This is a genomic window from Celeribacter baekdonensis (assembly GCF_900102315.1).
Lineage (GTDB): Bacteria > Pseudomonadota > Alphaproteobacteria > Rhodobacterales > Rhodobacteraceae > Celeribacter > Celeribacter baekdonensis.
The window spans coordinates 186,657-213,275 of sequence record NZ_FNBL01000006.1; the positions used below are offsets into that span (position 1 = coordinate 186,657).

Here is a 26,619-nt window from a genome sequence, read left to right on the forward strand (position 1 = left end):
ACTCGCAGGAGACCCCTCAATGGATTATGGTAAAATGGGCGCCCCAAAACGTGGCAAGAACGCACCGAAGCATGATGAACACAATGCCAAGGGGACATCGAAAAACCCCTATGGGACTAAGACGCCCAAGGCGGAGCTTTTGGCCCGGATGAAAGCGGCGGCTGAGGCGAAGAAGAAAGCCGATTGAGCCGCCGCACATGGGTTAGGCACTGAGGTTAGGCACTGAGCGCGGCTTCGATTGCCAACTGATCCAGACCCGCTTCGCCAATCACAACCAGCCGCGTGTCGCGGGGGGCCGCGCCGAAAGGCTGGTCGAAATAGTGATCGACGCGGGGGCCAACGGCCTGAACGGTGAGGCGCATTGGTTTGCCCTCGACCGCCACAAAGCCTTTGAGGCGCAGGATGTCATGGGCGCGGATCACCTCGGCGATTTGGCTGGCAAAGGCCTTGGGGTCTTTGATCTCGCCGCGTGTCACCACAAAGCTTTCAAATTCGTCGTGGCCGTGCTCGTGGTGATGGTGATCGTCGTGGTCATCATCGTCATCGTCATGATGATGGTGATGCACTTCGCCACGCGCGTCCATGTCGCCCTCTGATCCGATCCCCTGACCCAAGAGCACATCAATCGGCAACACGCCCATGCTTGCACGGACAACCTGAACGCCGCCGCGTGCCTCACCTTTGAGTTTGGCAACCAAAGCGTCGGCGTGGTCTTCGCCCAAAAGATCGGCTTTGTTCACCACGATCATATCGGCACAGGCGATTTGATCCTCGAACAGCTCGGACAGCGGGGTCTCGTGGTCGAGGTTTTCGTCCAGTTTGCGTTGGGCGTCGACGGCGGCGACATTATGGGCAAAGCGCCCCTCATCAACCGCCTTGCCATCGACGACGGTGATTACACCATCGACCGTGACTTTGGTCGAAATCTCCGGCCAATTGAACGCGCGCACCAAAGGTTGCGGCAGGGCAAGCCCGGAGGTTTCAATCACGATGTGATCGGGTTTATTGTCCCGCTCCAACAGTTTTTGCATGGTCGGAATAAAATCCTCCGCGACCGTGCAGCAGATGCAGCCATTCGAGAGCTCCATGATGTCGTCTTCGGTGCAGGTCTCGTCGCCGCAGCCTTTGAGGATGTCGCCATCGACGCCCAGATCGCCAAATTCATTGATAATCAAAGCGATGCGTTTGCCGCCCGCGTTGGCCAACATGTGGCGGATGAGGGTGGTTTTGCCCGCGCCAAGAAAGCCGGTCACAACCGTTGCTGGAATTTTCGCAGCCATTTTAGATGTCCTTTATGAAAACGCCGGGGCCACAGGATGTCCCGAGCCCCGGCGCGAAATCATTGAAATGAGCGGTCTCAGGCGGCCAAGGTGCGCGGCGACACGAGGCCGGTGTTGCCCAGACCTTTGATCGCTTTTGCCCCGGCCAAAACGGCCAAATCCACCAGCGGTTCGATCAGGATGACGGTCATGTAAGCCGCGCCAAATGTACCGACGGAGGCCAGTGTGGTGGCGGAGACCCCTTGGCCGTAAAACGCCCAGAAACCGACCCAAGCCACGATCCCGGCCTGATAGGTGGTCGAGAGCGCGAGGGCTTGTTTATAGCTGATATCGGCATAGGCGGTACCTGGTGTAATGATGCGATCTGCGACGGCTTTGATACCAAAGAGCGGCACGAGCAGGGTGGTGACATTCATGCCATATTGCGGCAGATCGAAGGGAGCAAAGAACAGGCCCTGCGCCAAAAGGCCAAGGGCCAAACCAAGCGCGGCAGGGGCCGCACCGAACAGCAAGAACAATGTGGAGCCGAGGATCAAATGGACCTCAGACACACCAACCGCGTGATGTGGCAGCACTTGGAAAAAGGTGAACACCGCCGCCGTTGACAGCGTGGCGCGGGCCGCAAAAGAGGCCATGCCTTTTTCGCCCAATGCGGCGATGGATTGTTTGAGAGTGTAGAGACCAGCGCCAGCGGCGGTGGCATAAGACAGCGCAATTTTTGCGCCAGTGACGATTCCGGGTTCGATATGCATCGACAAGTCCTCCTAGGCCGTCATCCCCGACGGCGGGTTGGTATGAGGTCACGGCAGGTTTCCTGGCTCGCGGGTCAAAGCGCCTTCGTCACCTTCCCAGAACAGGGTGTTCCAGTGGCATGTCGACGGGCACTCACCGCTTACAGTCGCGGGGGCGGCTGTGGTTTTGCGCCCCGATTTGGGTCTCGCGCACCACATTCCCATTTCTCCCCTAAACGCTTGGCGTCGTGATGGGGAACCATAACGCCTCTATTTGGCGCATCGGCTTGCGTAGGGTCAAGCGCTTTGATCCTCTGCATCGACTTTCTGTGTCCATGCACAAAGAGAGTGAGCGCCAAACCGCAATATTTTGTGGATAACTCGGGTGTTTCGCCCAGATGTCGGTGTCACCCGGTTGACACATCCGTCGCAGTCCCAAACAGTTTTATCCACAAAGGAATCAACACCGAGGCCCCATTTGCGTTTCACCCGCCTGCGTCTCAATGGCTTTAAAAGTTTTGTTGACCCCACCGATCTTGTGATCGCGGATGGGCTGACGGGGGTTGTCGGGCCGAACGGCTGTGGCAAATCCAACCTGCTTGAGGCGCTGCGCTGGGTCATGGGGGAAACCCGTCCCAAGGCGATGCGTGGCGCGGGAATGGAAGACGTGATTTTCGCCGGTGCGGCTTCGCGTCCGGCGCGCAATTTCGCCGAAGTCATGTTGATGATCGACAACTCGGATCGGTTGGCCCCCTCCGGGTTTAATGACAGCGACACGGTTGAGATCATCCGGCGGATCACCCGCGACGCAGGGTCCGCCTATAAGGTGAACACCAAGGACGTGCGCGCACGCGATGTGTCGATGTTGTTCGCCGATGCCTCCACCGGCGCGCATTCTCCGGCACTGGTGCGTCAGGGCCAGATTTCCGAATTGATCAACGCCAAACCAACCTCGCGGCGGCGCATCTTAGAGGAGGCGGCGGGGATTTCGGGCCTTTATCAGCGTCGCCATGAGGCGGAGTTGAAACTCAAAGGCGCGGAAACCAATTTGGCCCGCGTCGATGATGTGATCGAACAGCTTGCGGCGCAATTGGCCTCACTGGCGCGTCAGGCGCGACAGGCCGCGCGCTATCGCGAGATCGGCATTGAATTGCGTCAGGCCGAGGGGCTTTTGTACTATCGCCGTTGGCGCGATGCCGACCACGCCCGCGTTGAGGCCGAGGATGTGTTGCGCACCCGCCTCAAACAGGCGTCTGAGGCCGAACGCCTCGCGCGTGATGCCGGAAAACAACGCGAAGCCAAAGAGTTGGCCCTGCCACCCCTGCGCGAAGAAGAGACCATCGCCAGCGCCGTGTTGCAGCGGCTCACCGTGTCGCGTGACCAACTTGCCGATGAGGAAAAGCGCGCCCGCGATATGATCGAAACCCTGTCACGCCGGATTGATCAATTGGTCGCCGACATGGCCCGCGAAGAGCAACTCAACCGCGATGCGGTGGAGACGATTTCACGGCTCGAATGGGAGCAAAAGGAACTGATCAAGGCCTCCGAGGGGCATGGCCCGCGCCTGACGCAATCGAGTGCGGAGGCGTCCGAGGCCAGTCAAATTTTGGCGGATCGCGAAACCACGCTGACCGAAATGACCGAAGATGTCGCCCGGCTGGCCGCGCGCCATCAATCCGCAAACCGTTTGGTCGAGGACAATCGCAAGACCTTGGAACGGGCGCGCGGCGATGCTGACCGTGCGAAAGCGGCGGTTGAAGACGCGAAATCGACGCTGTTTCGTTCAGCGGATGCGTTGGCCATGGCGGAAGAGGCACAAGCCGAGGCAAGCGAGCGGGCGGAATACACCGAGGCGGCGTTGATTGAGGCGGATGAGGCGCGGACCGAAGCGCAGACACGCGAATCCTCGGCGCGTGCGGCGCGGTCCGAGGCAGAGGGTGAGGTGGGTGCCCTCAAGGCCGAAGTTCTGGCTTTGGGTCGGATGCTCGATCGTGATCAGACTGCGGGTACGCAGGTGCTTGATTTGATCCGCGTGACTTCGGGGTATGAAAAGGCGCTGGGTGCTGCGCTGTCGGATGATTTGCGCCAACCCGCGATTGAGGCCTATCAAGCCTCCGGTTGGGTCACTTTGCCAGACTATGCGGACGAACAAGACCTGCCTTACGGCGTAGAGCCGCTGAGTGACTATGTCACCGCCCCTGCGGTTTTGGCGCGGCGCTTGTCACAGATCGGGCTTGTGCGCGCCGAAGATGGCCCGCGTCTTCAGGCCGATTTGGAGCCGGGACAACGGTTGGTGTCGGTCGAGGGCGACCTGTGGCGCTGGGACGGCTATCGTGCCGGGGCCGAGGATGCACCCTCAACGGCAGCTTTGCGCCTACAACAACTCAACCGTTTGGAAGGGTTCAAACAGGACCTCGTGGCCGCCGAAGCCAAGGCGGCAGGCGCGCTTCAGGCGCATGAGCATTTGAAGGCGGAATTGACACGGTTGAGCGAGGCCGACCACGCCGCCCGCGAAGCCCGCCGTGCCGCAGACCGCGCCCTGTCCGAGGCGGCGCGGGCGTTGTCTCGTGCCGAAAATGACCGCACCTTGGCCGAGGGCAAGGTCGAGAACCTCGGGCTGGCCGTGTCCCGCCACGAAGAGGATGCGCGCGGCGCAGAGGTTCGGTTGCGCGAGGCGGAAAAAACCGTGTCGGAATTGCCGGACCTGAGTGCGGCGCGCTCAGATATCGAAGAGGTCAAACTCGCGGTTGAAGCGGCGCGGATCACCATGATGACGAAACGCTCGTCGCATGACGAAATCCGCCGCGAAGGCGAGGCGCGCACCCGGCGTTCGCAAGAGGTGACCAAGGAGTTGTCCGGTTGGCGGCACCGTCTTGAAACCGCGGGTAAACGGGTGGCGGAGCTTCAGGCGCGCAAAGAAACCTCTGAGGAGGAACTGTTTGAGGCGGCGGCGCAACCCGAGGAAATCGCTGAGAAACGCGAGGCGCTTTTGGAGCAAATTGCCGAGGCCGAGAGCCGTCGCAAGCAGGCATCCGATGCCTTGGCTGCGGGGGAAACTGCGCTGCGCGATGCTGTGACAACCGAGCGCGAGGCGGAACGCGTGGCCTCGGAAGCGCGAGAAATCCGCGCGGCCTCCGAGGCCCGCCGCGATGCTGCGCGCGAGATGGTCGACGCCGCCGTCGAACGCATCCGTGAGGAGTTGAACAGCACACCTGTTGCGCTGCTTGAGGAATTGGATGTCGATCCCGATACGATCCCGCCGCATGAGACGATTGAGGTCGATGTGAACCGCCTCAAACGCCTGCGCGAAAGCCTTGGGGCGGTGAACCTTCGGGCCGAAGAAGACGCTTTGGAGGTCCGCGAAGAGCACGACAGTTTGGTGAGCGAAAAGCAAGATTTGGAAGAGGCGATCAAAACCCTGCGCTCGGGGATTGCCTCGCTGAACCGCGAAGGGCGCGAACGCCTTTTGACTGCGTTTGAGCAGGTGAACGAGAATTTTTCGATGTTGTTCACCCATCTGTTTGGCGGTGGTGAGGCCAAGTTGATGATGGTGGAAAGCGACGATCCGCTGGAGGCCGGGCTTGAGATCATGTGCCAGCCACCGGGCAAGAAATTGTCGACCCTGTCGTTGCTCTCGGGGGGGGAACAAACGCTGACGGCTCTCGCGCTGATCTTTGCGGTGTTCATGGCCAACCCGGCGCCGATCTGTGTGTTGGACGAGGTCGACGCGCCTTTGGACGATGCGAACGTCACGCGGTTTTGCGATATGTTGGACGAGATGACCCAACGCACCGACACGCGGTTTTTGGTCATCACCCACCACGCCGTCACCATGGCGCGGATGGACCGCCTGTTTGGTGTGACCATGCAAGAACAGGGTGTGAGCCAGCTTGTGTCGGTGGATTTGAAAAAGGCAGAAGCTTTGGTCGCTTGATATTTACCACGACCAAAGCCGATTTTTAAACCTTTATATGATCAGAGCTTGGCCAACAGCGCAGGTGTCGGCCAGGCATCGGCAGGCATCCCAAGACGCTCTTGCTCCTTCTGTACGGCCTCGCGGGTCTTTTCGCCCAAAATGCCATCCACGCCGCCCACGTCATGGCCCCGGCTTTGCAGTTTTTGTTGCAGCTGTTTCATTTGCCCGTCGGACAATCCGGTCTCGGGAGACCCCGCATTAAAAACCGGTGCGCCTTCGAGGCGGGTGGCGAAATAGGCGGCGGTGGTCACATAGACAAAGCTCTTGTTCCACTCAAAATAGACCTCGAAATTCGGATAGGCGAGAAACGCCGGTCCTTTGCGCCCCATCGGCAACAACACGGATGCCTGAAGCGACGGGGCCCCGAGCGATCCTGCGCGGGGTTTGATCCCGAGTTTTGCCCATTGCGCCACGGTCATTTTGTGATTCAGTCCGGTTTTGGACCAATCGAGATCGGTCGGAACAACAATCTCCTGAAGCCACGGCTCATTCGCCCGCCAGCCCAAATGTTTGAGCATTTTCGCGCCCGACATCAACGCATCAGGAGCCGAGGTTTTCAGGCGGACATGGCCATCACCATCGCCATCTACACCGTTTTGCAGGATGTCTTTCGGCAACATTTGCACCATGCCGATTTCCCCTGCCCAGGCGCCTTTGGTTGTGGTCGGGTCGAAATCGCCATGTTTGTAAAGCTCAAGCGCGGCCAGGATTTGCGGTTGGAACAGTTCGGGGCGGCGACAGTCATGGCCCAAAGTCATGAGCGCATTCAATGTGTTAAAGTCGCCCTGCACCTGACCAAAGTCGGTTTCCAGCGCCCAAAATGCCAAAAGTACGCCGCGCGAGACGCCGTAGTCGCGGGCGATGCGGTCAAAGGTGGCATTGTATTTCTGCGAATGCTTGCGGCCATTGTCGATGCGGTTTTGGCTGATCACGGCGCGGGAAAAGTCGATAAACGGCTTTTGGAAAAACCCCTGTGCACGGTCGGCTTTGAGCACCGATTGCGTCTGCTGGGCGGAGGCGAAAAACCGATCCACCGTGGCTTTGTCATAGCCTTTGGACAGGGCTTCGGATTTTATTTTACCGACAAAGGAGGAAAACGACCCGCCGCAGGGTACGTCAGCGACGGCAGGGGCGGCGAAGGTCAGGGCAAGAGCAAGGCTCAGAAAACGCATGGGTTTACCTTTTACATTGAGTTATGCGCCACGATAGCGATCAGGCGCAAGTTACGCAAATGACAGCGTGATGACGCAGACGAGAGTAAAGGCCCAAGCGACCCAAAGACGCGCGCAGGCCATGTCGATGTCGCGCGGGGTGGCGTTGGGGCGACCTTGCGGATTGACCCAAGGGTAGTCACGCAAGGTGCCATGATAGGCGCGCGGACCGGAAAGCGCCACGCCCAGACTGCGTGACAGGGCGGCTTCGGGCCAACCGGCATTGGGCGAGCGATGGCGGCGCGCCTCTGTGGTGATGCTCCGCCAAAGCGACAGAGGCTTGCCCCATGGGAACAGCAACACAGCGGTGAGCCGCGCCGGGATCAGGTTCAACAGATCGTCAAACCGGGCCGAGGCCCAGCCGAAATCGCGGTATTGATCGGTGCGATAGCCGATCATGCTGTCGGCGGTGTTGACGGCTTTGTAGATCAGGATGCCGGGCAGGCCGAGCAGCAAAAACCAAAACGCGGGGGCGATCACACCGTCTGAGAAATTCTCAGCGGCGGATTCGATGGCGGCGCGGGACACGGCGGGCGCGTCCATGTCGGCCGTGTCTCGACCCACGATCATTGCCACAGACGCGCGACCATCGGCAAGCGAGGTTTCAAGCGCGCGGGCCACCGCTTTGACATGTTGGATCAAAGACTTATGCGCTAAAAGGATTGCGCCCAAGACGATGTCGACAACGGGAATTTGCTCAAGGATGAGACCAAGGGCCCCGCTACCGACCACCAAAGCGAAGAGTAAAATCACACCCTTGGCCTTGCGCCCCGCCCCATGGTTCATCCGCCGATCCGCCCAGCCGATGAGCCGACCGATCAGTACCGCAGGATGGGGCAGGCGATCCCAAAGCCATTTCGGTTCACCCAAAAGCGCATCAAGGATCATGGCCAGAGACAGCGCAAAAGCCGTGGTCACAACGCGGCCTCAAATTGATCCCAACGATCCGGGGCAGGCAAGCCAAGGCGGACCCATCTTTCGGAATAGGGGAAGATGCGCGACCAAACCCGACCTTTGGCCAAATGATCCTGAAAGGCACGGGCATTGTCGACCTCATAAAGGCGAAAGAGATCGGTTCCGCCGATCAGTTTCGCGCCTTTATTTTGCATTAGTCTATCCATTTTTGCCGAAGACTGTGCCAAATTGATACATGTCTGCAGCGCCCATTCCGGGTCATTCAGCGCCCTTGTGCCAATCGCAAGCGCCGGGCCGGAAACCGCCCAAGGGCCGGTGAGGGTTGAGAGCCGATTGATCCATTCCGGCGCACCAATGGCAAAGCCAAGCCGCAGACCGGCCAGCCCCCAGAATTTGCCAAAACTTTTGAGCACAATCGTGCGCCCATCGGTGACACGCGCAATATGGCTTTTCTCTGGCATCACATCGCAAAAACTTTCGTCGATAACCGTGATCGGCGCGGTCAATTCATCCGCGCGCCAAAGCCGCCCATCCGGGTTGTTGGGATGAACGGCGACCTGAACGGATGGGTCGGTATCGCCCACCGTCCAACCATGCGCCTCAAAGGCGGCGGCATGTTCGTTATAGGTTGGCGTTCTGATCTCAACGCGGGCTTTGGGCCAAAGCGCGGGCAGACGGGCGATGAGCGCAGAGGCACCGGGGGCGGCTAAAATGGAGGCCCCGCGCGGGACGTTCCAAAATGTACGCGCGGCTTGGATCAACGAATCCTGCGCTGCGGCATCGGGCAAGGTTTCCCAGGCACTTGGCGGCATTTCGCCTATTGAATAGGCGGTCGGGTTGATGCCGGTGGAGAGGTCGATCCAGTCGGATTTCTCGCCGCCAAACCGCGCCACGGCGGCATCAAGGCCGCCGCCATGATCCCGGTGCCGGCTCATGCGTCCTCTGCGGGATCAGGGGGGGGCGGCAAGTGGCGGGAGACGAAATGACCTTTGACGCCTTGCGGCCAGTCGCGGAACGGAACCTGCCCAGACGGAGAGGCGGCATGTTGTGTGGCGTAGCTGACGATAGCATCCGCGTCCGCGTCATTTCCGTCAAACTTTCCAAGGGAATAGCCGATTTTTCCCGCGCCCTGAACGATGATGTTACAGGCGCGTTCACAGCCCATCGTGCAGGCCACGCGGCGGGTTTTGATCCCGGCGGCCTCGGCGCGCTGTTCAATCGCTTCGGCCAAAATTTCGCCATCGGTTTTATCCATCCCGCGCTCTGCCCAATCAGGCAATTTGCAGGTTTCGCAGATGGTGATCCAGGTGGGGGCTTGATGTGTCATGCGCTCTGTTTTGCCTTAGCGCGGGCGGAGTGCAAGTTAAAATCTTAGCTTTTTCTCAGGGCTTTGTTTCGGCGGCTTTGATTGACCCTGATCTTAAGGGTTCGTAAGGGTGTCTTACAAAAGGTTTAAGGTCGGATAATCAGTGCAAAACGCGCTCAGTTGATGGTCACGATTTAGGAAGAGTATGCGGGTATTGATTGTTGAAAGTAACCCTGACCTGGGGCGGATCTGGATGCGCTATCTTGAGCGTCAGGGCATGAATGTGGTCTTGGTGTCGGGGCAGGACGCAGCGATTGCGCGCATGCAACAAGAGGCCCCGGATCTGATTGTTCTGGATTTGGTTCTGAACAATGGCTCCGCCTTTGCCGTCGCAGATTATGCCAATTATCGTTGCCCGAGTGCGCGGGTGATATTTACCACCAACGCCAGTTTTTTCTCGGACGGTTCCATTTTTCAACACGCGGCCAACGCCTGTGCCTTTGTCACCAAACAGGTCGACCCAGAGGACCTGTCGGCCATGGTCGAACATTACGGCAAAGCGGCCTCATAAGGCGCGATTTTCAGCGACGCCTCAGTCTCGCCCATGCGGCGCATCAAAATCCAAATCCGGCGTGATTGGCACAATCCGATGCGGGTTGATCGTGTCGTGGCTATAGTAATAGTGCCGCACAATATGATCGAAATTCACCGTCTCGCGCACCCCCGGCCATTGATAGAGTTCGCGGGTGTAGGCCCAAACGGCGGGGTAGTCTTTCACCATGCGTTTGTTGCATTTGAAGTGGCCGTGGTAGACCTTGTCAAACCGGATGAGCGTGGTGAACAACCGCCAATCGGCCTCGGTCACCTGATCACCCATGAGATAGCGGGTCTCTGAGAGATGCGTTTCAAGCCAATCGAGACTGTCAAACAGAGGTGTGATTGCGGCGTCATAGGCCTTTTGAGACGTGGCAAATCCGGCTTTATAGACGCCATTATTCACCGTGTCATAAACGCGGGCATTCACCACGTCGATCTTGTCACGCAGGGCGAGGGGCCAGAAATCATGAGTGTTTCCGGTGATCGCGTCAAAGGCCGAATTGAACATGCGGATGATTTCAGAGGATTCGTTTGAAACAATCGTGCCTCGTTTTTTGTCCCAGAGAATCGGCACAGTGACACGGCCCGACACGCCAGGGTCGGCTCTGGTATAAATGTCGCGCAGGAAAGGTTTGCCAAAGAGCGCATCCCCGGTTGCACCGGGAAAATCCTGTGCAAAGGTCCAGCCGTCGCTCAACATATCCGGGTGAACGACGGAGACGGAAATCAGCTCTTCGAGGTCTTTTAAAGCCAGAAAAATCAGAGTGCGATGGGCCCAAGGGCAGGCGTAAGAGACATAGAGGTGATAGCGCCCCGCCTCGGCCGCAAAGCCGCCCTCGCCAGACGGCCCCGCCGCGCCATCGGGCGTGATCCAGTTGCGAAAGCCCGCTGTGCTGCGTTCGAAACGACCGCCTGACGTCGATGTGTCGTACCATTCGTCATGCCAGATACCGTCTTTTAAATGTCCCATAGGGGCCTCCTCATGTTCCGTGTGCACCCTAAACACCCTAGGTCCGCGCGCAAACTGGTGTGAGAGCGCAGGAATGGTGCGCTTGCGCACATTTGTCCCACCGCCTTGGCGCTAAAGCATTTGCGCGCCTTCTGCCCCCGGCCTATAGATGAGACCTATGACGACGCCCCGATATGGGGCCGGAGAGGTTGGCAGTGGCGGATCGACCCAAACCGGGGATTGCGCGCAGCATCGTCAAGTGTCCCAGCCTCCTTGAACCACGACCGCCCCATTCGGGCATAACGACAAGGATATGACATGTTTCGCGCTATGACGCTCACGCTGACGTTTTTTGCCACCCCCGTGTTGGCTCATCCCGGCCATCTTGCCGAGGCCGCAGGCCACAACCATTGGCTTGCGGGTGTTTTGATTGGCGGTGCGATTGCGGCCGCCATTTGGGGGGCGATCAAAGGCAAAAAACAAAAGCCAGAGCCGGCAGAACCCGAACATGAGGCTGAGCCGCAGGAGGCATAATTTAAGATGAAAACTGGTGTGATGATTTGTGGCCATGGCTCGCGCAGCCAGGCCGCCGTGGACGAATTTGCCGTTTTGGCAGAGAAGCTTCCCGCCCTGTTGCCCGCCGATTGGATGGTGGATTACGGCTATCTTGAGTTTGCCAATCCGGTGATCCGCGACGGGTTGGACCGTCTGCGCGAGGCTGGATGCGAGCGCATTCTGGCCGTGCCCGGCATGTTGTTTGCCGCGATGCATGCGAAAAATGACATCCCGACCGTGCTCAACACCTATGCCGCCAAACATGGCATCACCGTCAGCTATGGTCGCGAATTGGGCGTTGATCCCAAGATGATCGCCGCCGCCGGGGCGCGCGTGTGCGACGCCGTGGAGCGCGCGAATGCCGAGCTTGGGGACATGCCGCTGCATGAGACCGCTTTGGTCGTCATCGGGCGCGGCGCGTCTGATCCGGATGCCAATGGCAATGTCTCGAAAATCGCGCGGATGTTGTGGGAAGGCATGGGGTTTGGCTGGTGCGAAGTCGGCTATTCCGGTGTCACCTTTCCGCTTGTCGAACCCTGCCTGCAACATGTCACGAAACTCGGCTACAAACGCGTCATCGTGTTTCCATATTTCCTGTTCACGGGCATCCTGATCGACCGGATTTATGGTTTCACCGACCAAGTTGCGGCCCAGCACCCCGACATTCAATTCGTCAAAGCCGGCTATTTGAATGATCACCCCAAAGTGTTGCAAACCTTTGCGGAACGGGTGTTGGAACAGGACGGCGACGTGCCGATCCCGAACTGTGGCATCTGTGCCTACCGCACCCAAGTGCTTGCGATCGAAGGCTTTGAGCCCCGCAAAATCACACCCGAAGAGCGCGCCGCTGTGCGTGAAAACGGCAAGGGCCATCCGGCTTTCGGCGATGTGCCGCCGCCGACTTGTGTGCTGTGCAAATACCGCACGCAGGTGCTTGGGTTTGAGGCTGAGGTCGGTGCGGTTCAGGAGAGCCATCACCACCATGTCGAAGGCCAAGGCGCGTCTGCCCCCGGCTCGAATGTGGCCGATTGCGCGCTTTGCGATACGTTCTGTACGGGGCTGTGTCGTTTGGAAAACGCCGTGCATGTGCACCATCACCACGATCACACCCATGATCATGACCATAGCCACGATCATGCGCACAGCCATATCCACGGACATGACCACGATCATCATTTTGACCATCACGACCATGGCCACTCCCATGATCACGTCCACCCGGAATACCCCCACGCCAAGCATCCGCACGGACCCGAATCCGCGCGCAAGTCTAAGGTCTGATCCCGGTGCGCCCCTATGACAAAGACCCGCAGTCGATCTATGCCCAAAGCTTTGCCACTGTGCGAAAAGAGGCGCGGTTGGATCGGTTTGACGCCGGGATGGAACGCCTCGCGATCCGTCTGATCCATGCCTGCGGCATGGTTGAGGTGGCGGACCGTTTGGCCTTTTCGCCCAATGCCTATGCGGCTGGTCATGCCGCTTTGAGTGCGGGAGCGCCGATCCTATGTGATTGCGAAATGGTCGGCGCGGGCATCATCCGGCGCTACCTTCCCGCCGACAATCAGGTGATCGTCACGCTCAATGACCCGCGCACACCTGAGCGTGCCAAAGAGATCGGCAACACCCGCTCCGCCGCCGCTGTTGAGCTATGGGAACCGCATCTGAAAGGCGCTGTTGTTGCCATTGGCAATGCTCCGACCGCGCTGTTTCACCTGTTGGAATTGATCGACCAGGGCGCGCCCAAACCCGCTGTCATCCTCGGGTTTCCTGTGGGTTTTGTCGGCGCGGCAGAATCCAAAGCCGAACTGGCGGGTAACCCGCGCGGTTGCGATTTTGTCGCTTTGCGCGGCCGTCGCGGTGGATCGGCCATGGCCTCGGCGGCGGTGAATGCGTTGGCCGTGGGATTGCCGGAGATCGGCGAATGAGCATGGCCAAATGGCTTCACATCATCGGCCTCGGCGACGATGGTTTTGAGAGTCTGAGCCCCGCCACGCGCAGCGTACTTGCGGATGCAGAGGTGATTTTTGGCGCGGAGCGTCACCATGCGCTGACCCCGTCGCTTACAGGGGAACGCCGGGCTTGGCCTTCGCCGTTCGATGCCTTGATCGAGGAGTTGAAAACCCTGCGGGGGCGTCGCGTGGCGGTGCTCGCAACGGGAGATCCGCTTTGGTACTCAGTCGGTGCACGGATCGGGCGCGAGATCGACCCGGCTGAAATCTTGTATCATCCGCAACTGTCCGCCTTTCAACTCGCCTCGGCGCGCATGGGTTGGTCGCTTGCGGATGTGGAAACGCTGACGGTGCACGGACGCCCGGCAGAGCAAATCATTCCTTTTCTCAGTCCCGGAAAAAAATTGCTCATTTTGACAAAAGACCAAAAAACACCGAAAGAAATATCCACTATTTTGAGTAATCTCGGTTTCGGACCTTCGCATTTGACTGTCTTGGCCCACATGGGAGGTGCGAACGAGGTCCGCTTTGATGGTTCCGCCGAAAATTGGTCCCATGAGGTGCCGGACTTTCACACACTCGCGGTCGACTGCATCGCCGAGGAGGACGCAAGGCCTTTGCCCCGTTTTGGTCTGCCCGACAGCGCCTTTGTCTCTGATGGGACTATGACCAAGCAAGAGGTCCGTGTCATCACTCTGGCCAAACTCGCGCCAAGGCGTGGCGCGCTGCTTTGGGACATCGGCTGTGGTTCTGGCTCGGTCGCGATCGAATGGATGCGCGCGGCGCGCGATGCCCGCGCCATCGGGATCGAATGCCGTGCCGATCGCCGCGCCCTTGCGGTGCAAAACGCGCTGGCCCTTGGCGCGCCGGGTCTCAAACTGATTGATGCCACCGCGCCTGAAGGGCTTGCCAATCTGCCAATGCCGGATGCGGTGTTCATCGGCGGCGGTTTGACGCGCGCGGTGTTTGAGGCCGCATGGGCCGCACTCGCACCATTTGGACGTTTGGTGGCCAATGCGGTGACGCTTGAAGGTGAGGCCATGTTGGTTGCACTGCGCAACGAATTTGGCGGTGACTTAACCCGCCTGTCGGTGTCGCGGGCCAAACCTGTGGGCGCTCTTTCGGGCTGGAAGCCATTCATGCCGGTCACCCAATGGAGCCTGACCAAAGGAGGGTGCGCATCATGAGTGGGACTGTGTATGGCATCGGTCTTGGCCCCGGCGACCCGGAGTTGATGACGCTCAAAGCCGCCCGCCTGATTGGTTCGGCCAAAGTGATCGCCTATCCAACCTTAGCGGGCGGCGCGTCTTTTGCCCGCTCGATTGCGGCGGCGTATATCCCCGAGGGCACACGCGAGATTGTCATGGATGTGCCGATGACCGTGGACCGCGCGCCCGCACAGGCGGCCTATGACATCGGCGCGGATGCGATCCGATGCGCGTTGGATGCGGGCGAGGATGTGGTCGTTTTGTGTGAAGGCGATCCGTTTTTCTACGGCTCTTTCATGTATCTTTTTGCCCGCCTCAAACGCGACTATGCGGTCAAAGTCGTGCCCGGCGTGACCTCTGTGACCGCCTGTGCCGCCGTCGCCGGATTGCCTATGGCGGCACGCAATGAGGTGGTCACCATCCTGCCCGCGCCGGAACTTGTCGCACGCATGGAGGGTGGACATCCTATGGATGTGCTGCACAGCTCCGACACTCTTGTGGTGATGAAACTTGGCCGCCATTTCGCCCGCGTGCGCGCGGCGATTGAGGCGGCGGGGCTGACTGAGAAAGCCGTCTATATCGAACGGGCCTCAACGCCTCATGAGGTGGTCCTGCCACTGTCGCAAGCGCCCGAAAAGGCACCGTATTTTTCTATGATCCTCATCGTGAAAGGGGCTGATCCATGGCTGTGAGCCCGGTAGTCATCGCACTCAACGCGTCTGGCGAAAAGACCGCCGCCCGCATTGCCGTCGCATTCGGGTTTGAACTCCATGGACGCGAGGGGCGCATAGAGGCAAAGATCAGCTTTGCCAATGCGTTAGACCATGTGCGCACATTGTTTGCGGCGGGCGTTCCGGTGATTGGAGTGTGTGCCTCGGGCATCTTGATCCGCGCCGTGGCCCCTTTGCTCTCAGACAAAAAGACCGAACCACCGGTGATTTCGGTCTCTGACGATGGGTCCGTGGTTGTGCCGCTTTTGGGCGGGCATCGCGGGGCCAATCGCTTGGCCTTGGAGATTGCGCAGGTGCTGGACGCCAAAGCGGCGATCACGACGGCGGGCGACGTGTCGATGGGCATCGCTTTGGACGAACCGCCGCTTGGATGGCGCTTGGGCAATCCAGAAAATGCCAAATCGACCATGGCCGCAATGTTGGCCCATGGCGGCGCATTGGTGACGGGCGATGAGGCGGGCAAGGCGGCGTGGTTGGCGGATGTTCCACTGGCCGAGGGGGCGGAGTTGATCTGTACCGTGCAGGACACGGTGCAGCAGGTATCTGCACCCGGTGAGACGACCCTCGTGTATCACCCGCAACGCTATGTTCTCGGTGTCGGTTGTTCTCGCAACTGCCCATCTGAGGAGCTTGCCAATCTGGTTGGCACGCTGTTGCAAAAGGCCAATATTTCACCCAAGGCATTGGCCGCGATCGCGACCGTGGATGTGAAGGCGGATGAACCGGCGATTTTGGCATTGGCGAAATCCTTTGATGTTCCGCTGCGCCTGTTCACGGCGGCAGAGCTTGAGGCCGAAACGCCACGCTGTGCCACCACGTCGGAGGTGGTGTTTGCGGAAATTGGCAGCCATGGCGTGGCCGAAAACGCCGCTCTGGCCTGTGGTGGCGCTTTGGTGACGCTTGATCAGCCAAAGATCAAAAGCGCGATGGCCACGGCTGCTTTGGCGGTCTCGGGTGAGGTGATCGCGACGCTTCATGGCCGTCCGCGTGGACGTCTGTCCGTGGTTGGTATCGGTCCGGGGCAGGCGGCATGGCGCACGCCGGAAGTGTCCAAACTTGTCGCGGAGGCCGAAGAACTCGTTGGTTATGGCCTCTATATTGATCTTTTGGGTCCATTGGCGGTTGGAAAAATCCGTTCCGATTTCCCGTTGGGTGGCGAAGAGGATCGGTGTCGCTATGCGTTGGAACAGGCCGCCAAAGGCAAAAATGTTGCACTGGTCTGTTCGGGCGATGCGGGGATTTATGCCATGGGCGCATTGGTGTTTGAGCTGTTGGATCGTGGACCGAAAGACCATGGCGTATCGGACGCCGCGCATCGGGTTGAGGTGATCTGTTCGCCGGGTGTTTCGGCGCTGCAAGGGGCCGCTGCGCGTGCAGGTGCACCTTTGGGCCATGATTTCTGTGCCATCTCGCTGTCGGATCTTTTGACTCCACGCGCGGATATTATTCGCCGTCTCAAGGCGGCGGCAGAGGGCGATTTTGTCATTGCCTTCTACAACCCGGTGTCGAAAAAACGCCGCACGCTTTTGTCTGAGGCGCGGGATATTTTGCTCCAGCATCGCCCAGCAGACACACCGGTGATGTTGGCGTCGAACCTTGGACGGCCGACAGAATATGTCCGCTACCGTCGCTTGGAGGACTTGCGGGTGGATGAGGTCGATATGTTGACTGTGGTTCTCATTGGCTCGTCCAACTCTCGCCTTGCCCAGCTTGGTGAAGGCCCGCGCATGTACACGCCGCGTGGCTATGCCCGCAAAATTGATGGAGACCTCGCATGACTGTTTTCTTTATTGGCGCAGGGCCGGGCGATCCTGAGCTTTTGACCAAAAAGGCCGAGCGGATCATCGGCGAATGCCCGGTTTGTTTGTATGCGGGCTCTTTGGTTCCGGCGGAGGTGGTCGCCTGTGCCCCCGAGGGGGCGCGGGTTTTGGATACGGCACCGATGACGCTGGATGACACCCATGCGGAAATCAAAATGGCACATGAAAAGGGATTTAATGTTGCGCGTGTGCACAGCGGCGACCCTTCTTTGTACGGCGCAATTGCCGAGCAAATTCGTCGGTTGCGCGCCGATGGGATCGACTATGAGATCATCCCCGGCGTGCCCGCCTATGCCGCCGCTGCCGCCGCTTTGGGGCAGGAGTTGACCATCCCGGAGATCGCGCAGAGCATCATCCTGACCCGTGTGTCGATGAAATCCACGTCGATGCCTGCGGGCGAGACGCTTGAGAATTTCGCCAAAACCGGCGCGACCTTGGCGATCCATCTGGGCATTCGCAACCTGCGCGAAATCGAACGGCAATTGGTGCCCTATTATGGCGCGGAATGTCCCGTTGCGGTGGCGTATCGCGTGGGTTGGCCGGACCAGATGTTGATCCGTGGCACGTTGAGCGACATTCGCGAGAAAGCGCGCGAGGCGAAAATCACCCGAACCGCCTTGATCCTTGTTGGGCCAGCCTTGGGTGAGGTCGCGGATTTCAAAGACAGTGCGCTCTATGATCCTAAAATGCCGCATGTGCTGCGCCCGAAAGTGACGCTGTAAACTGCGGCAATCAGGTGACTCTTGGGGACGGGATGCAATCTGCCGTTACGGTTAACTTGACCGAAACCAATCTAGGTCCATCTTTAGACTATCACTCAACCGGTGAACCGCTCGGGAGATTTGAGATGTCTGATTTTCTGCCCAAAGAAGTCCGTGAAGGCTTAGAACAGGCACGTAAGGCCAAGCTGAAACGCCGCTCTCGTTTGCGCGTGCGCGTGGGGGATATGACCTATCCCATCCTGCGGTCTTGGGAGACGGGGTTTGCGCTGGATCGTGAAAATTCCACGCATTTGCGGGGGCTTGTGGATGTGTATGACGGCTCAAAGTATCTCTATCAGGCACTGATCGTGGCCGCGCAGGAAGACGGTCAAGAGATGAGTTTTGATTTTAAACGCGCGACACTTGCAACCGACAAGCCGCCTTTGGATTACGACCGAGCCGATGACGCCCCGGTCGCGCTTTTGCCGATCTTTCACTGAAGATCGCTGAAGGCCTCGGTCAAACGGGTACAGGCGGTTTCGACAATGCTGCGCGGCGTGGCCAAATTGAAGCGTAGAAAGGTTTCACCGCCTTTGCCAAAGGTCGGACCATGGTTTGGCGCAATGCGGGCGGATTTTTCGACCCGCGCGGTGAACTCTTCGCGGCTCATGCCGGTGCCGGAAAAATCCACCCAAGCCAGATAGGTTGCTTCGAGTGGCATCGAGGTCAGGCCGGGGATCGCGGCGAGGGCCGCATCGAATATTGCACGGTTGCCGTCCAAATACTCCACCAGCGCGTCAACCCACGCCGCCCCTTCGGGCGAATAGGCGGCGGTGGCCATTTCCAAACCAAAGGAGTTGGGTGAAATACCCAAGGCACCCATCCGAGCCGCAAAGCGCGCGCGCAAGGCGGGATCGGGGATGATCACATTACCCGAATGCGTGCCCGCGATGTTAAACGTCTTGGTCGTCGCCGTCATCATCACCAAACGATCCGAAATCCCGTTGATCAAGGCCATCGGCGTATGCGTCTGGCCGGGCATCACCAGATCGTGGTGAATCTCGTCTGAGACAAGGATCAAATCATGGCGTTTGCAAAACTCTGCGACGCCTTCCAACTCGGCGCGGGTCCAAACACGACCGCCCGGATTGTGCGGTGAGCACAACACCAACATGGTCTCGCGACCCGTCATCTGCGCATCCCAAGCGTCGAAATCGAGGGTATAGCGGCCATCATTCAGCGCCAATTCACATTCAACAACCTCGCGCCCGGCGGCTTTGATCACGCGGGCAAAGGCGTGATACACAGGCGTCATCAAGACCACACCATCGCCGGGTTGGGTGAAGGTATCAACGCAAAGCCCGGTGCCATTGACCAAACCATGAGTGGTAAAAATCCAATTGGGCTCAATGTCCCAGCCATGGCGGTTTTTCATCCACCATCCAATGGCGGCCCGGTAGTCGCTGTCATCACCGAAATAGCCGTAAATGCCATGGGCGGCCATTTTTTCTACCGCCTTTTGTACACAGACGGGCGGGCGGAAATCCATGTCGGCCACCCACATCGCAATCCCGTCTTCTTTCGGCACACCGTAGAGCGGCTCCATCATGTCCCATTTCGAACAATGGGTGCCAAAACGGGGGATCACGTCGTCAAAAAATGGCTGGGTCATGGGGGCTCCTGATCTGTTGCGTTCAGGGTAATCAGCACAAGAGGGGAAGGGAAACCACAATTCTTGATCAAGGGCGTTGCGCTCTTTGATGGCGGGGAGTTGCGCGGGCGGCGCGGTTTGACTAAATGCATATTCATGACCCTGAAACCGATCCTCATCCACCCCGACCCGCGCCTGAAAAAGGTCTGTGACCCTGTGACCGAGTTCGACCGCGACTTGGCCCGGTTTGCCGACGATATGTTACAGACCATGTATGAGGCGCCGGGTATTGGCCTTGCCGCGCCGCAGGTTGGTTTGACCAAACGCATGTTGGTGATGGATTGCGCCAAGGAGGCCAATGGCACGCCGGAACCGATGGTCTTGGTGAACCCGGCGGTGACCTGGTCGAGCGAGGAAAAGAACGTCTACGAAGAGGGCTGCCTGTCGATCCCCGGTCAATATGCCGATGTGGAACGGCCGAAAAGCGTGCGGGTGAGTTGGCTTGATGTCGAAGGCAAGGCGCATGAAGAGGAATTCGATGCGCTGTGGGCCACCTGTGTTCAGCATGAAATCGACCACCTCGACGGCATTTTGTTCATTGATTATCTCAAGCCGCTCAAACGCCAGATGATCACCCGCAAAATGCAAAAACTCAAACGTGATCGGACGCGGGCCTGATGGCCGTTTTGGAGATTTTGCTTTGGCCGGATGCGCGGCTGAGTACGCTCTGTGCCCCGGTGGATCAGATCACGGACACGATTCGCAAGCTGGTCGCGGATATGTTTGACACCATGTATGCCGCTCCGGGACGCGGTTTGGCGGGACCGCAAGTCGGCGCGATGCTGCGGTTGTTTGTCATGGATGCGACGTGGAAAGAGGGGGTCAAATCGCCCCTCGTGATGATCAATCCCGAAATCCTGTCCCACTCTGATGATCGCGTCGAAATGGATGAGGTCTGCCTGTCCATTCCCGGTGTGGAAGCGCCCGTGACCCGACCCACTCGAATCACGATCCGTTGGATGGATTTGGACGGCGAGACACATGTCCGCGAGATGGACGGGGCAGAGGCCCGCATCGCCCAACACGAATTCGATCACCTCAATGGCCGTGTGCATTTTGATCGTCTCGATGCCAAAGCCCGCGCCCATTTGGAGGCCGCATATCTATGACCCAGCGCCCGTTTATTCCCTATCCCGACAAGCGCCTGAAAACGGTGGTGCCACCTGTGACGGAGATCACCGACGAGATCCGCGCGATCTGGGACGACATGATTGAGACCATGGATGCGATGCCGGGATACGGGCTTGCCGGACCGCAAATCGGGGTGATGATGCAACTCGCCGTGGTCGATTGTTCGGACGAGCGCGGCAAGGCCGTGCGCATGGCCAACCCCAAAGTGCTCCACGCCTCGGTGCAGCCGCGTGACCACGAAGAGGCCTCGCCCAACCTGCCGGGTATGTCGGCGGTCATCACACGCCCGCGCGCGGTGACGGTGCAGTTTCTCAATGAGGCGGGAGAGATCGAGGAGCGCGATTTCGTGCATCTTTGGGCCACCTCGGTGCAGCATCAGATCGACCATCTGAACGGCAAAATGTATTTCGACCATCTCAAGCCTGTGAAACGTCAGATGTTTTTGAAAAAGGCGAAAAAAGCGGGGGCGATGACATGAGGGTGATCTTTATGGGGTCGCCGGAGTTTTCGGTGCCCGTGCTTGAGGCTCTGGTGGACGCAGGTCATGAGATTGCGTGCGTCTATTGCCAGCCGCCGCGCCCGGCGGGGCGGGGCAAAAAGGATCGGCCTACGCCGGTTCAGGCGTGCGCCGAAGCGATGGGTCTGCCCGTGCGCCATCCGGTCAATTTCAAGACCTCCGAAGATGTCGCCGAATTTGCCGCGCTCGATGCCGATATTGCCGTGGTCGTGGCCTATGGGCTTTTGTTGCCGCAGAGCATTTTGGATGCACCGGAACAGGGCTGTTTGAACATTCACGCCTCGCTACTGCCGCGGTGGCGCGGGGCCGCGCCGATCCACCGCGCAATTTTGGACGGCGATGATGAGACTGGCGTTTGCATCATGCAGATGGAGGCGGGTCTCGACACCGGCCCTGTGTTGTTGCGCCGTGAAACGTTGATCTCGGCGGAGGATACCACGGCGAGTTTGCATGATCGGCTTTCGGAAATGGGTGCTAAGGCCATCGTTGATACGCTTGCTGATTTACCGAATTTAATCGCGGTGTCACAGCCCGAAGAGGGCGTGACCTACGCCAAAAAGATCGACAAATCCGAGGCTAAAATTGACTGGACTCGTCCGGCCACCGAGATTGACCGCCAAATTCGCGGGCTGTCGCCCTTTCCCGGCGCTTGGGCGGACTACCAAGGCGAGCGGATCAAATTTCTTTCCTCGCGTCTGGCCGATGGAGCGGGCCAACCCGGTGAGGTGATGGGCACGTTTACCATTGCCTGCGGTGACGGCAGTGTCGAAATTCTCACCGCGCAGCGCGAGGGAAAACGTGCTATGGCTGTCAGCGACATTCTAAAGGGGATGGATGTCCCAAAAGGCAGCCATTTTGTGTGAGGTCACCCGATGTTTCCAGTTTTGATCGGCACAGTGTTTATCGCCGGGATCGTTGGCTATGCCGTTGAAAAAACGGGATTTACCAATAACGGCTACCTGCCCTCGATCATCATCTGTATTGGTGGCGCGTTTTTGGCCTATTTCCTCAAACTGATGTTTGGCATCGGGTTAAACCCGCCCGGCGTGAATGCCATCGTCTCCTCGCTCGGCGCACTGATCATTGTGCCGACCCATTGGCGCAAGCGCCGTTAGGAGAGTTGCATGTTTGGGCTTTTGGCACTTCCGGGGATGGTGGTACGGCTGTTGTTTGGCCTCTGTCTTTGGCTGATGTTTCGCCCCGGCGGATGGTTTGTCGTCTGTTGCATCGGCATTGCGGCAACGTGGTACATCAAGGCCTAAAGCGTTCCGCCATAAACCTGAATCACGGGTTTATGGCGGGGCGCTTTAAGACCGCGGTGGACGCGATTTATAGACGGGCAGGGACCAGCCAAAAATCAGGCTTCCGGCGCGCAGGCTGAATGTCAAAACAGCACATGAAATATAAGAATAAATTGGCGTAAAATCCAAATAAGATGTGATGATCATCGCGACCGCACCAGCCAAAGCCGCCGAGGCGTAAAGCTCGCCTTGGGTCAAAACCAACGGGACTTCGTTACAGACCACATCGCGCATCAAGCCGCCAAAACACCCGGTGGCCACGCCCATCAGCGCAATGATCACTGGCGGTTGTCCCAGTTTGAGCGCCACCCCTGCCCCTGCCGCCACGGCGACGCCAAGGGCAATCGCATCAGCCCACATCAGCGCTTTCAAACGGCTTTCAAACAGATGCGCGGTGAAAAACACCACGGTGGCGATCAGCGTGGCAATCAGGATGTACGCGGGATCGGAGATCCAAAACACCGCATCGCGATTGAGCAACACATCGCGGATCGTGCCGCCGCCGACCGCCGTCAAACAGGCGACAAAGGCAAAACCGACGATGTCGAGCTGGGCGCGTGAGGCGGCCAAAGCGCCGGAAATCGCAAAGACGATCACCGCAGTATAATCGAGTGCGGAGAGCACGCTCATTTTGCGGCTTTCTTAAACGGGGCCATCCCGGCGCGGGCAAGCTCGTCGGCCTGTTCATTTTCGGCGTGTCCGGCGTGGCCTTTGATCCATTTCCACGTCACGTTGTGTGTGTGTTGCGCCGCATCAATGCGCTGCCACAGATCGACGTTTTTCACCGGCTTTTTGTTTGCGGTTTTCCAACCGTTGCGTTTCCAACCATGAATCCAACCCGTTACGCCGTTTTTGACATAGGCGCTGTCCGTGGTGATGGTGATGTCGGTGGGGCGGGTCAGGGTTTCGAGCGCATTGATCGCCGCCAAAAGCTCCATCCGGTTGTTGGTCGTATCGGGCTCGCCGCCTTTAAGCTCACGTTCCTTAACGATCGTCTCCCCGTCCATCGCCCGCATCACCACGCCCCAACCACCGGGGCCGGGGTTTCCAGAGCATGCGCCATCGGTCCAAGCGTGAATTTCGGGCATGTTGTTCCTTTTCGTGAAGTTTAAGGTGACGCGTTACGTCTTGGTCAACGCCGGGGCAAGGGCAATTGCGCGGGCGCGTCGTTCGTGGATCATGCCAGTTCTCGCAACACGCGCGGCACTTTGAATTCGACGTTTTCCTGTGCGGTTTCGACCAATTCGACGGTGACATCATAGCGGGATTTGAAAGCGTCGATCACCTCATTGACCAAAAGCTCCGGGGCGGAGGCACCGGCGGTGATGCCGACGGATTGGATACCCGTCAAGGCGCGCCAATCAATGTCGGTGGCGCGTTGGACAAGTTGAGAATAGGCACAGCCATTGGCCGAGCCAACTTCGACCAAACGTTTGCTATTTGAACTATTGGGCGCGCCAATGACCAAAAGAGCGTCGATATGTGATGAGATGGCTTTGACCGCCGCTTGCCGGTTGGTTGTGGCGTAGCAGATGTCTTCTTTGTGCGGGCCGATGATGTTCGGAAACCGCGCGCGCAGGGCGGCGATCACATCCACAGTGTCATCGACCGACAATGTGGTCTGGGTGATAAAGGCCAGTTTTTCAGGATCACGCACAGAAAGCCCGGCGACATCTCCCGGCGTTTCGACCAAAAGCACCTCGCCCACGGGCAATTGCCCCATGGTGCCGATGGTTTCCGGGTGACCGGCGTGGCCGATCATCACCATTTGAAGCCCGGCCTCGAAATGACGCTCGGCCTCGATATGCACTTTGGACACCAGCGGACAGGTGGCATCGACATAGACCATCTCGCGTTTGGCGGCCTCGGCGGGCACGGCTTTCGGCACACCATGGGCCGAAAAAATCACTGGGCGATCATCGGGGCAATCGTCCAACTCTTCGACAAACACGGCTCCTTTGTCGCGCAGGCTATCCACGACGAATTTGTTGTGAACGATCTCGTGGCGCACATAGACGGGCGCACCCCATTTTTCAATCGCCAGTTCAACGATCTTGATGGCGCGATCTACACCGGCGCAAAAGCCGCGGGGGGCGGCAAGGTAAAGGGTCAAAGTGGGTTTGGTCATGGCGCGCTCCTGTTGTCACAAGAGGTAGGGCGAAATGGGGGCGGGTGCAATGTTTCGGGATGCGTCGATGCCAATCGTCTCAACAAAAATGGCCCGAACATCTGTCCGGGCCATGATCCGTGTGACGTTGTAATCAGCGGGCTTATTCGTCGAAGGCACCGTCTTCGCGCGGCTCGCGTGCCGGGCGACCGATCACATTGCGCAGCTCTTCGAGTTCGATGAAATTGTCGGCCTGACGGCGCAGTTCGTCGGCAATCATCGGCGGTTGCGAGCGAATGGTCGAGACCACGGAGACGCGCACGCCTTGGCGTTGCAGGCTTTCGACCAGCGGGCGGAAATCGCCATCGCCGGAGAAAATCACAATGTGATCAATCCGGGGCGCAAGCTCCATGGCATCAACGGTCAATTCGATGTCCATATTGCCCTTGATCTTACGACGGCCCATGGAATCAGTGAATTCCTTGGCAGGTTTGGTCACCATCGTGAAGCCGTTGTAATTCAGCCAATCGACCAGCGGGCGGATCGGAGAATATTCATCGTTTTCGAGCAGAGCGGTGTAATAAAACGCACGCAGAAGTTTGCCGCGGCGCATGAATTCCTGTCGGAGAAGTTTGTAATCGATATCGAAACCCAGCGACTTGGCGGCCGCATAGAGGTTCGATCCATCGATGAACAAGGCAAGCCGTTCATCTTTGTAAAACATCAAAAGGTCCTTTTGGGTTGTTTTTTGTTGGGCCGTCCCGAATGGGTGACCAAGTGTTCGTGGCTTTCTGGCGCAGTCAGTAGTACGAAACGCATCAAATATGAACTTGTCTAAAAATATAGGGTGGAGGCGTCCGTGTCGCGAGGTGTTGATGAAAAATGCGCGAAAATGCGCGCATGGGTTGCATTTGGTGCCAATTTGCCCTCGAAAACCGGGGAGCCGGCCGAAACGCTGTCTGTTGCGGTGCAGGATCTGCGCGATATGGGCGTGACTGTCAGGAGGGCGAGTCGTGTCTTTGAGACGTCGTGTTTCCCTGTTGGGGCCGGCCCCTCTTATATCAATTTTGCGATTGAAGTCGAAACAGCGCTGACGCCTGAGGCGCTTTTGGCTTTGCTGCATCAGGTAGAGGCCCGGCATGGTCGGGTGCGCAAAACGCGGTGGGCGGGGCGGTCGATTGATCTTGATCTGATGGCGATGGAGGGCGAAGTGCGCCCCAATGCAAAATCTGTTCAGGCCTGGATGGATTTGCCGATGAGCGCGCAGACCACGCAAGCGCCTGATACGTTGATCCTGCCACATCCGCGCATTCAGGATCGGGCGTTCATGCTGATTCCCTTTGCCGATCTGGCACCAGATTGGACCCATCCGTTGATCGGCAAAACTGTACAAGAGATGTGTGATGCCCTGCCCGATGTGGATAAATCCGAGATAAAAGCGCAATCTGGTCTTGAAATCCCCGTGAATTAAGGGGAGAGGGCGCTTGCCAATGGGACGCCTTGCGCCTAAATAGGGCCTTTGTACCCCATCCGTCCAACGATTGGAGATCCACATGGCCCGCGTCACAGTTGAAGATTGCGTCGACAAAGTCCCGAACCGTTTCGAGCTTGTGATGCTTGCGGCTCACCGTGCGCGTGAGGTTGCGGCGGGTTCTGCACTGACCGTGGATCGTGACAACGACAAAAATCCGGTTGTGGCTTTGCGTGAGATTGCTGAGGAAACTCAGTCCGCCGACGCGCTGCGCGAGCGGATGATCGAAAGCCAACAGACCCAGATCGAGGTCGACGAGCCGGAAGACGATCAAATGGCTCTGCTCATGGGCCAAGAACAGGACAAGCCGGTCGAAGACGACATGTCCGAAGAGAAACTCCTGCGCGCCTTGATGGAAGCTCAGGGCCAAAACTAAGGGCGCCATGGCGCCC

Annotated in this window: 31 protein-coding genes and 1 riboswitch; of the genes, 19 read left to right on the top strand and 12 right to left on the bottom strand. The window is 58.6% G+C overall.

The genetic code is table 11. The features are described from left to right. Positions 1 to 19 precede the first annotated feature (19 nt). Positions 20 to 187 (top strand): hypothetical protein, encoded by a 168-nt coding sequence (locus BLT54_RS22560; RefSeq protein ID WP_176832878.1) that lies wholly within the window; start codon positions 20 to 22, stop codon positions 185 to 187. A gap of 28 nt (positions 188 to 215) precedes the next feature. Here BLT54_RS22560 and cobW read toward each other — a convergent pair whose 3' ends face one another. Both cobW and BLT54_RS12120 read right to left on the bottom strand, forming a co-directional pair. Next, positions 216 to 1,280: a cobalamin biosynthesis protein CobW gene (cobW, locus tag BLT54_RS12115; RefSeq protein WP_074645329.1), complete on the bottom strand. Its 1,065-nt coding sequence runs from the start codon at positions 1,278 to 1,280 to the stop codon at positions 216 to 218. 77 nt (positions 1,281 to 1,357) lie between these two features. Beyond that, positions 1,358 to 2,032 (bottom strand): energy-coupling factor ABC transporter permease, encoded by a 675-nt coding sequence (locus BLT54_RS12120; RefSeq protein WP_074645331.1) that lies wholly within the window; start codon positions 2,030 to 2,032, stop codon positions 1,358 to 1,360. 35 nt (positions 2,033 to 2,067) lie between these two features. After that, positions 2,068 to 2,290: riboswitch (cobalamin riboswitch) on the bottom strand. Positions 2,291 to 2,489: 199 nt separating this feature from the next. Here BLT54_RS12120 and smc point away from each other — a divergent pair. After that, positions 2,490 to 5,945, top strand: a complete 3,456-nt coding sequence (gene smc / locus BLT54_RS12125; protein ID WP_074645334.1) for a chromosome segregation protein SMC — start codon at positions 2,490 to 2,492, stop codon at positions 5,943 to 5,945. 41 nt (positions 5,946 to 5,986) lie between these two features. On the opposite strand, the gene BLT54_RS12130 is transcribed toward smc, so the two are convergent. The 4 genes from BLT54_RS12130 to BLT54_RS12145 are packed head-to-tail and all read right to left on the bottom strand — an operon-like array spanning position 5,987 to position 9,440. Next, the gene (locus BLT54_RS12130; protein ID WP_074645336.1) at positions 5,987 to 7,159 is read right to left on the bottom strand and encodes a lytic murein transglycosylase; all 1,173 of its coding nucleotides are present in this window, start codon (positions 7,157 to 7,159) and stop codon (positions 5,987 to 5,989) included. Between the two features lie 51 nt (positions 7,160 to 7,210). Then, positions 7,211 to 8,116, bottom strand: coding sequence for an adenosylcobinamide-phosphate synthase CbiB (gene cbiB / locus BLT54_RS12135; protein ID WP_074645338.1), 906 nt, complete (start codon positions 8,114 to 8,116; stop codon positions 7,211 to 7,213). Further along, on the bottom strand, positions 8,113 to 9,048 hold the full coding sequence (locus BLT54_RS12140) for a threonine-phosphate decarboxylase (protein ID WP_074645341.1): 936 nt from the start codon (positions 9,046 to 9,048) through the stop codon (positions 8,113 to 8,115). The genes cbiB and BLT54_RS12140 overlap by 4 nt, the downstream gene beginning before the upstream one ends. Beyond that, positions 9,045 to 9,440: a DUF1636 family protein gene (locus tag BLT54_RS12145; RefSeq protein ID WP_074645343.1), complete on the bottom strand. Its 396-nt coding sequence runs from the start codon at positions 9,438 to 9,440 to the stop codon at positions 9,045 to 9,047. Before BLT54_RS12145 ends, BLT54_RS12140 begins: the two co-directional genes overlap by 4 nt. A gap of 184 nt (positions 9,441 to 9,624) precedes the next feature. On the opposite strand from BLT54_RS12145, the gene BLT54_RS12150 reads away from it, so the two are divergent. Next, positions 9,625 to 9,990, top strand: a complete 366-nt coding sequence (locus BLT54_RS12150) for a response regulator transcription factor (protein ID WP_074645345.1) — start codon at positions 9,625 to 9,627, stop codon at positions 9,988 to 9,990. Between the two features lie 21 nt (positions 9,991 to 10,011). Here the strand turns inward: BLT54_RS12150 and BLT54_RS12155 are convergent, their stop codons facing one another. Further along, a complete protein-coding gene (locus BLT54_RS12155; RefSeq protein WP_074645346.1) occupies positions 10,012 to 10,986 on the bottom strand; it encodes a glutathione S-transferase family protein in 975 nt (324 codons plus the stop codon). A 297-nt stretch (positions 10,987 to 11,283) separates the two neighbouring features. On the opposite strand from BLT54_RS12155, the gene BLT54_RS12160 reads away from it, so the two are divergent. The 8 genes from BLT54_RS12160 to BLT54_RS12195 all read left to right on the top strand — a co-directional run bounded on the left by BLT54_RS12160 (position 11,284) and on the right by BLT54_RS12195 (position 18,429). After that, a complete protein-coding gene (locus tag BLT54_RS12160) occupies positions 11,284 to 11,499 on the top strand; it encodes a DUF6732 family protein (protein WP_074645348.1) in 216 nt (71 codons plus the stop codon). Positions 11,500 to 11,505: 6 nt separating this feature from the next. Then, entirely contained in the window at positions 11,506 to 12,801 is a 1,296-nt protein-coding gene (locus tag BLT54_RS12165; protein ID WP_074645350.1) for a sirohydrochlorin chelatase, read from the top strand. Between the two features lie 5 nt (positions 12,802 to 12,806). After that, positions 12,807 to 13,445, top strand: a complete 639-nt coding sequence (locus BLT54_RS12170; protein ID WP_176832879.1) for a precorrin-8X methylmutase — start codon at positions 12,807 to 12,809, stop codon at positions 13,443 to 13,445. Further along, on the top strand, positions 13,442 to 14,656 hold the full coding sequence (gene cbiE, locus BLT54_RS12175; protein ID WP_074645354.1) for a precorrin-6y C5,15-methyltransferase (decarboxylating) subunit CbiE: 1,215 nt from the start codon (positions 13,442 to 13,444) through the stop codon (positions 14,654 to 14,656). The genes BLT54_RS12170 and cbiE overlap by 4 nt, the downstream gene beginning before the upstream one ends. After that, the gene (gene cobI / locus BLT54_RS12180) at positions 14,653 to 15,369 is read left to right on the top strand and encodes a precorrin-2 C(20)-methyltransferase (RefSeq protein ID WP_074645356.1); all 717 of its coding nucleotides are present in this window, start codon (positions 14,653 to 14,655) and stop codon (positions 15,367 to 15,369) included. Before cbiE ends, cobI begins: the two co-directional genes overlap by 4 nt. Then, positions 15,360 to 17,186 (top strand): precorrin-3B C(17)-methyltransferase, encoded by a 1,827-nt coding sequence (cobJ, locus tag BLT54_RS12185; RefSeq protein WP_074645358.1) that lies wholly within the window; start codon positions 15,360 to 15,362, stop codon positions 17,184 to 17,186. The genes cobI and cobJ overlap by 10 nt, the downstream gene beginning before the upstream one ends. Beyond that, entirely contained in the window at positions 17,183 to 17,950 is a 768-nt protein-coding gene (cobM, locus tag BLT54_RS12190; protein ID WP_074645360.1) for a precorrin-4 C(11)-methyltransferase, read from the top strand. The genes cobJ and cobM overlap by 4 nt, the downstream gene beginning before the upstream one ends. 125 nt (positions 17,951 to 18,075) lie before the next feature. Beyond that, a complete protein-coding gene (locus BLT54_RS12195) occupies positions 18,076 to 18,429 on the top strand; it encodes a hypothetical protein (protein WP_074645362.1) in 354 nt (117 codons plus the stop codon). Here the strand turns inward: BLT54_RS12195 and BLT54_RS12200 are convergent. After that, entirely contained in the window at positions 18,423 to 19,601 is a 1,179-nt protein-coding gene (locus tag BLT54_RS12200) for a MalY/PatB family protein (protein ID WP_074645364.1), read from the bottom strand. The genes BLT54_RS12195 and BLT54_RS12200 overlap by 7 nt on opposite strands. A 135-nt stretch (positions 19,602 to 19,736) precedes the next feature. Here BLT54_RS12200 and def (BLT54_RS12205) point away from each other — a divergent pair, with 135 nt between their 5' ends. The 6 genes from def (BLT54_RS12205) to BLT54_RS22565 are packed head-to-tail and all read left to right on the top strand — an operon-like array spanning position 19,737 to position 22,550. Then, complete coding sequence (gene def, locus BLT54_RS12205) at positions 19,737 to 20,258, top strand: peptide deformylase (RefSeq protein WP_074645463.1); 522 nt, start codon at positions 19,737 to 19,739, stop codon at positions 20,256 to 20,258. Then, positions 20,258 to 20,749 (top strand): peptide deformylase, encoded by a 492-nt coding sequence (def, locus tag BLT54_RS12210; RefSeq protein WP_074645366.1) that lies wholly within the window; start codon positions 20,258 to 20,260, stop codon positions 20,747 to 20,749. The genes def (BLT54_RS12205) and def (BLT54_RS12210) overlap by 1 nt, the downstream gene beginning before the upstream one ends. Continuing rightward, complete coding sequence (gene def / locus BLT54_RS12215; protein WP_074645368.1) at positions 20,746 to 21,249, top strand: peptide deformylase; 504 nt, start codon at positions 20,746 to 20,748, stop codon at positions 21,247 to 21,249. The genes def (BLT54_RS12210) and def (BLT54_RS12215) overlap by 4 nt, the downstream gene beginning before the upstream one ends. Further along, entirely contained in the window at positions 21,246 to 22,151 is a 906-nt protein-coding gene (fmt, locus tag BLT54_RS12220; protein ID WP_074645370.1) for a methionyl-tRNA formyltransferase, read from the top strand. Before def (BLT54_RS12215) ends, fmt begins: the two co-directional genes overlap by 4 nt. A 9-nt stretch (positions 22,152 to 22,160) precedes the next feature. Continuing rightward, a complete protein-coding gene (locus BLT54_RS12225; protein ID WP_074645372.1) occupies positions 22,161 to 22,403 on the top strand; it encodes a hypothetical protein in 243 nt (80 codons plus the stop codon). Positions 22,404 to 22,412: 9 nt separating this feature from the next. Next, positions 22,413 to 22,550: a hypothetical protein gene (locus BLT54_RS22565; protein ID WP_176832880.1), complete on the top strand. Its 138-nt coding sequence runs from the start codon at positions 22,413 to 22,415 to the stop codon at positions 22,548 to 22,550. A 45-nt stretch (positions 22,551 to 22,595) separates the two neighbouring features. On the opposite strand, the gene BLT54_RS12230 is transcribed toward BLT54_RS22565, so the two are convergent. The 4 genes from BLT54_RS12230 to BLT54_RS12245 all read right to left on the bottom strand — a co-directional run bounded on the left by BLT54_RS12230 (position 22,596) and on the right by BLT54_RS12245 (position 25,420). Further along, complete coding sequence (locus tag BLT54_RS12230) at positions 22,596 to 23,219, bottom strand: trimeric intracellular cation channel family protein (RefSeq protein WP_074645374.1); 624 nt, start codon at positions 23,217 to 23,219, stop codon at positions 22,596 to 22,598. Further along, complete coding sequence (gene rnhA, locus BLT54_RS12235; RefSeq protein WP_074645376.1) at positions 23,216 to 23,677, bottom strand: ribonuclease HI; 462 nt, start codon at positions 23,675 to 23,677, stop codon at positions 23,216 to 23,218. The genes BLT54_RS12230 and rnhA overlap by 4 nt, the downstream gene beginning before the upstream one ends. 89 nt (positions 23,678 to 23,766) lie before the next feature. Then, complete coding sequence (ispH, locus tag BLT54_RS12240) at positions 23,767 to 24,717, bottom strand: 4-hydroxy-3-methylbut-2-enyl diphosphate reductase (protein ID WP_074645378.1); 951 nt, start codon at positions 24,715 to 24,717, stop codon at positions 23,767 to 23,769. A gap of 142 nt (positions 24,718 to 24,859) precedes the next feature. Then, complete coding sequence (locus BLT54_RS12245) at positions 24,860 to 25,420, bottom strand: LabA-like NYN domain-containing protein (protein ID WP_074645380.1); 561 nt, start codon at positions 25,418 to 25,420, stop codon at positions 24,860 to 24,862. A gap of 168 nt (positions 25,421 to 25,588) precedes the next feature. On the opposite strand from BLT54_RS12245, the gene folK reads away from it, so the two are divergent. Beyond that, the gene (gene folK, locus BLT54_RS12250; RefSeq protein ID WP_074645382.1) at positions 25,589 to 26,167 is read left to right on the top strand and encodes a 2-amino-4-hydroxy-6-hydroxymethyldihydropteridine diphosphokinase; all 579 of its coding nucleotides are present in this window, start codon (positions 25,589 to 25,591) and stop codon (positions 26,165 to 26,167) included. 82 nt (positions 26,168 to 26,249) lie between these two features. Continuing rightward, positions 26,250 to 26,603: a DNA-directed RNA polymerase subunit omega gene (gene rpoZ, locus BLT54_RS12255; protein ID WP_009569925.1), complete on the top strand. Its 354-nt coding sequence runs from the start codon at positions 26,250 to 26,252 to the stop codon at positions 26,601 to 26,603. The last annotated feature ends 16 nt before the right edge of the window (positions 26,604 to 26,619 follow it).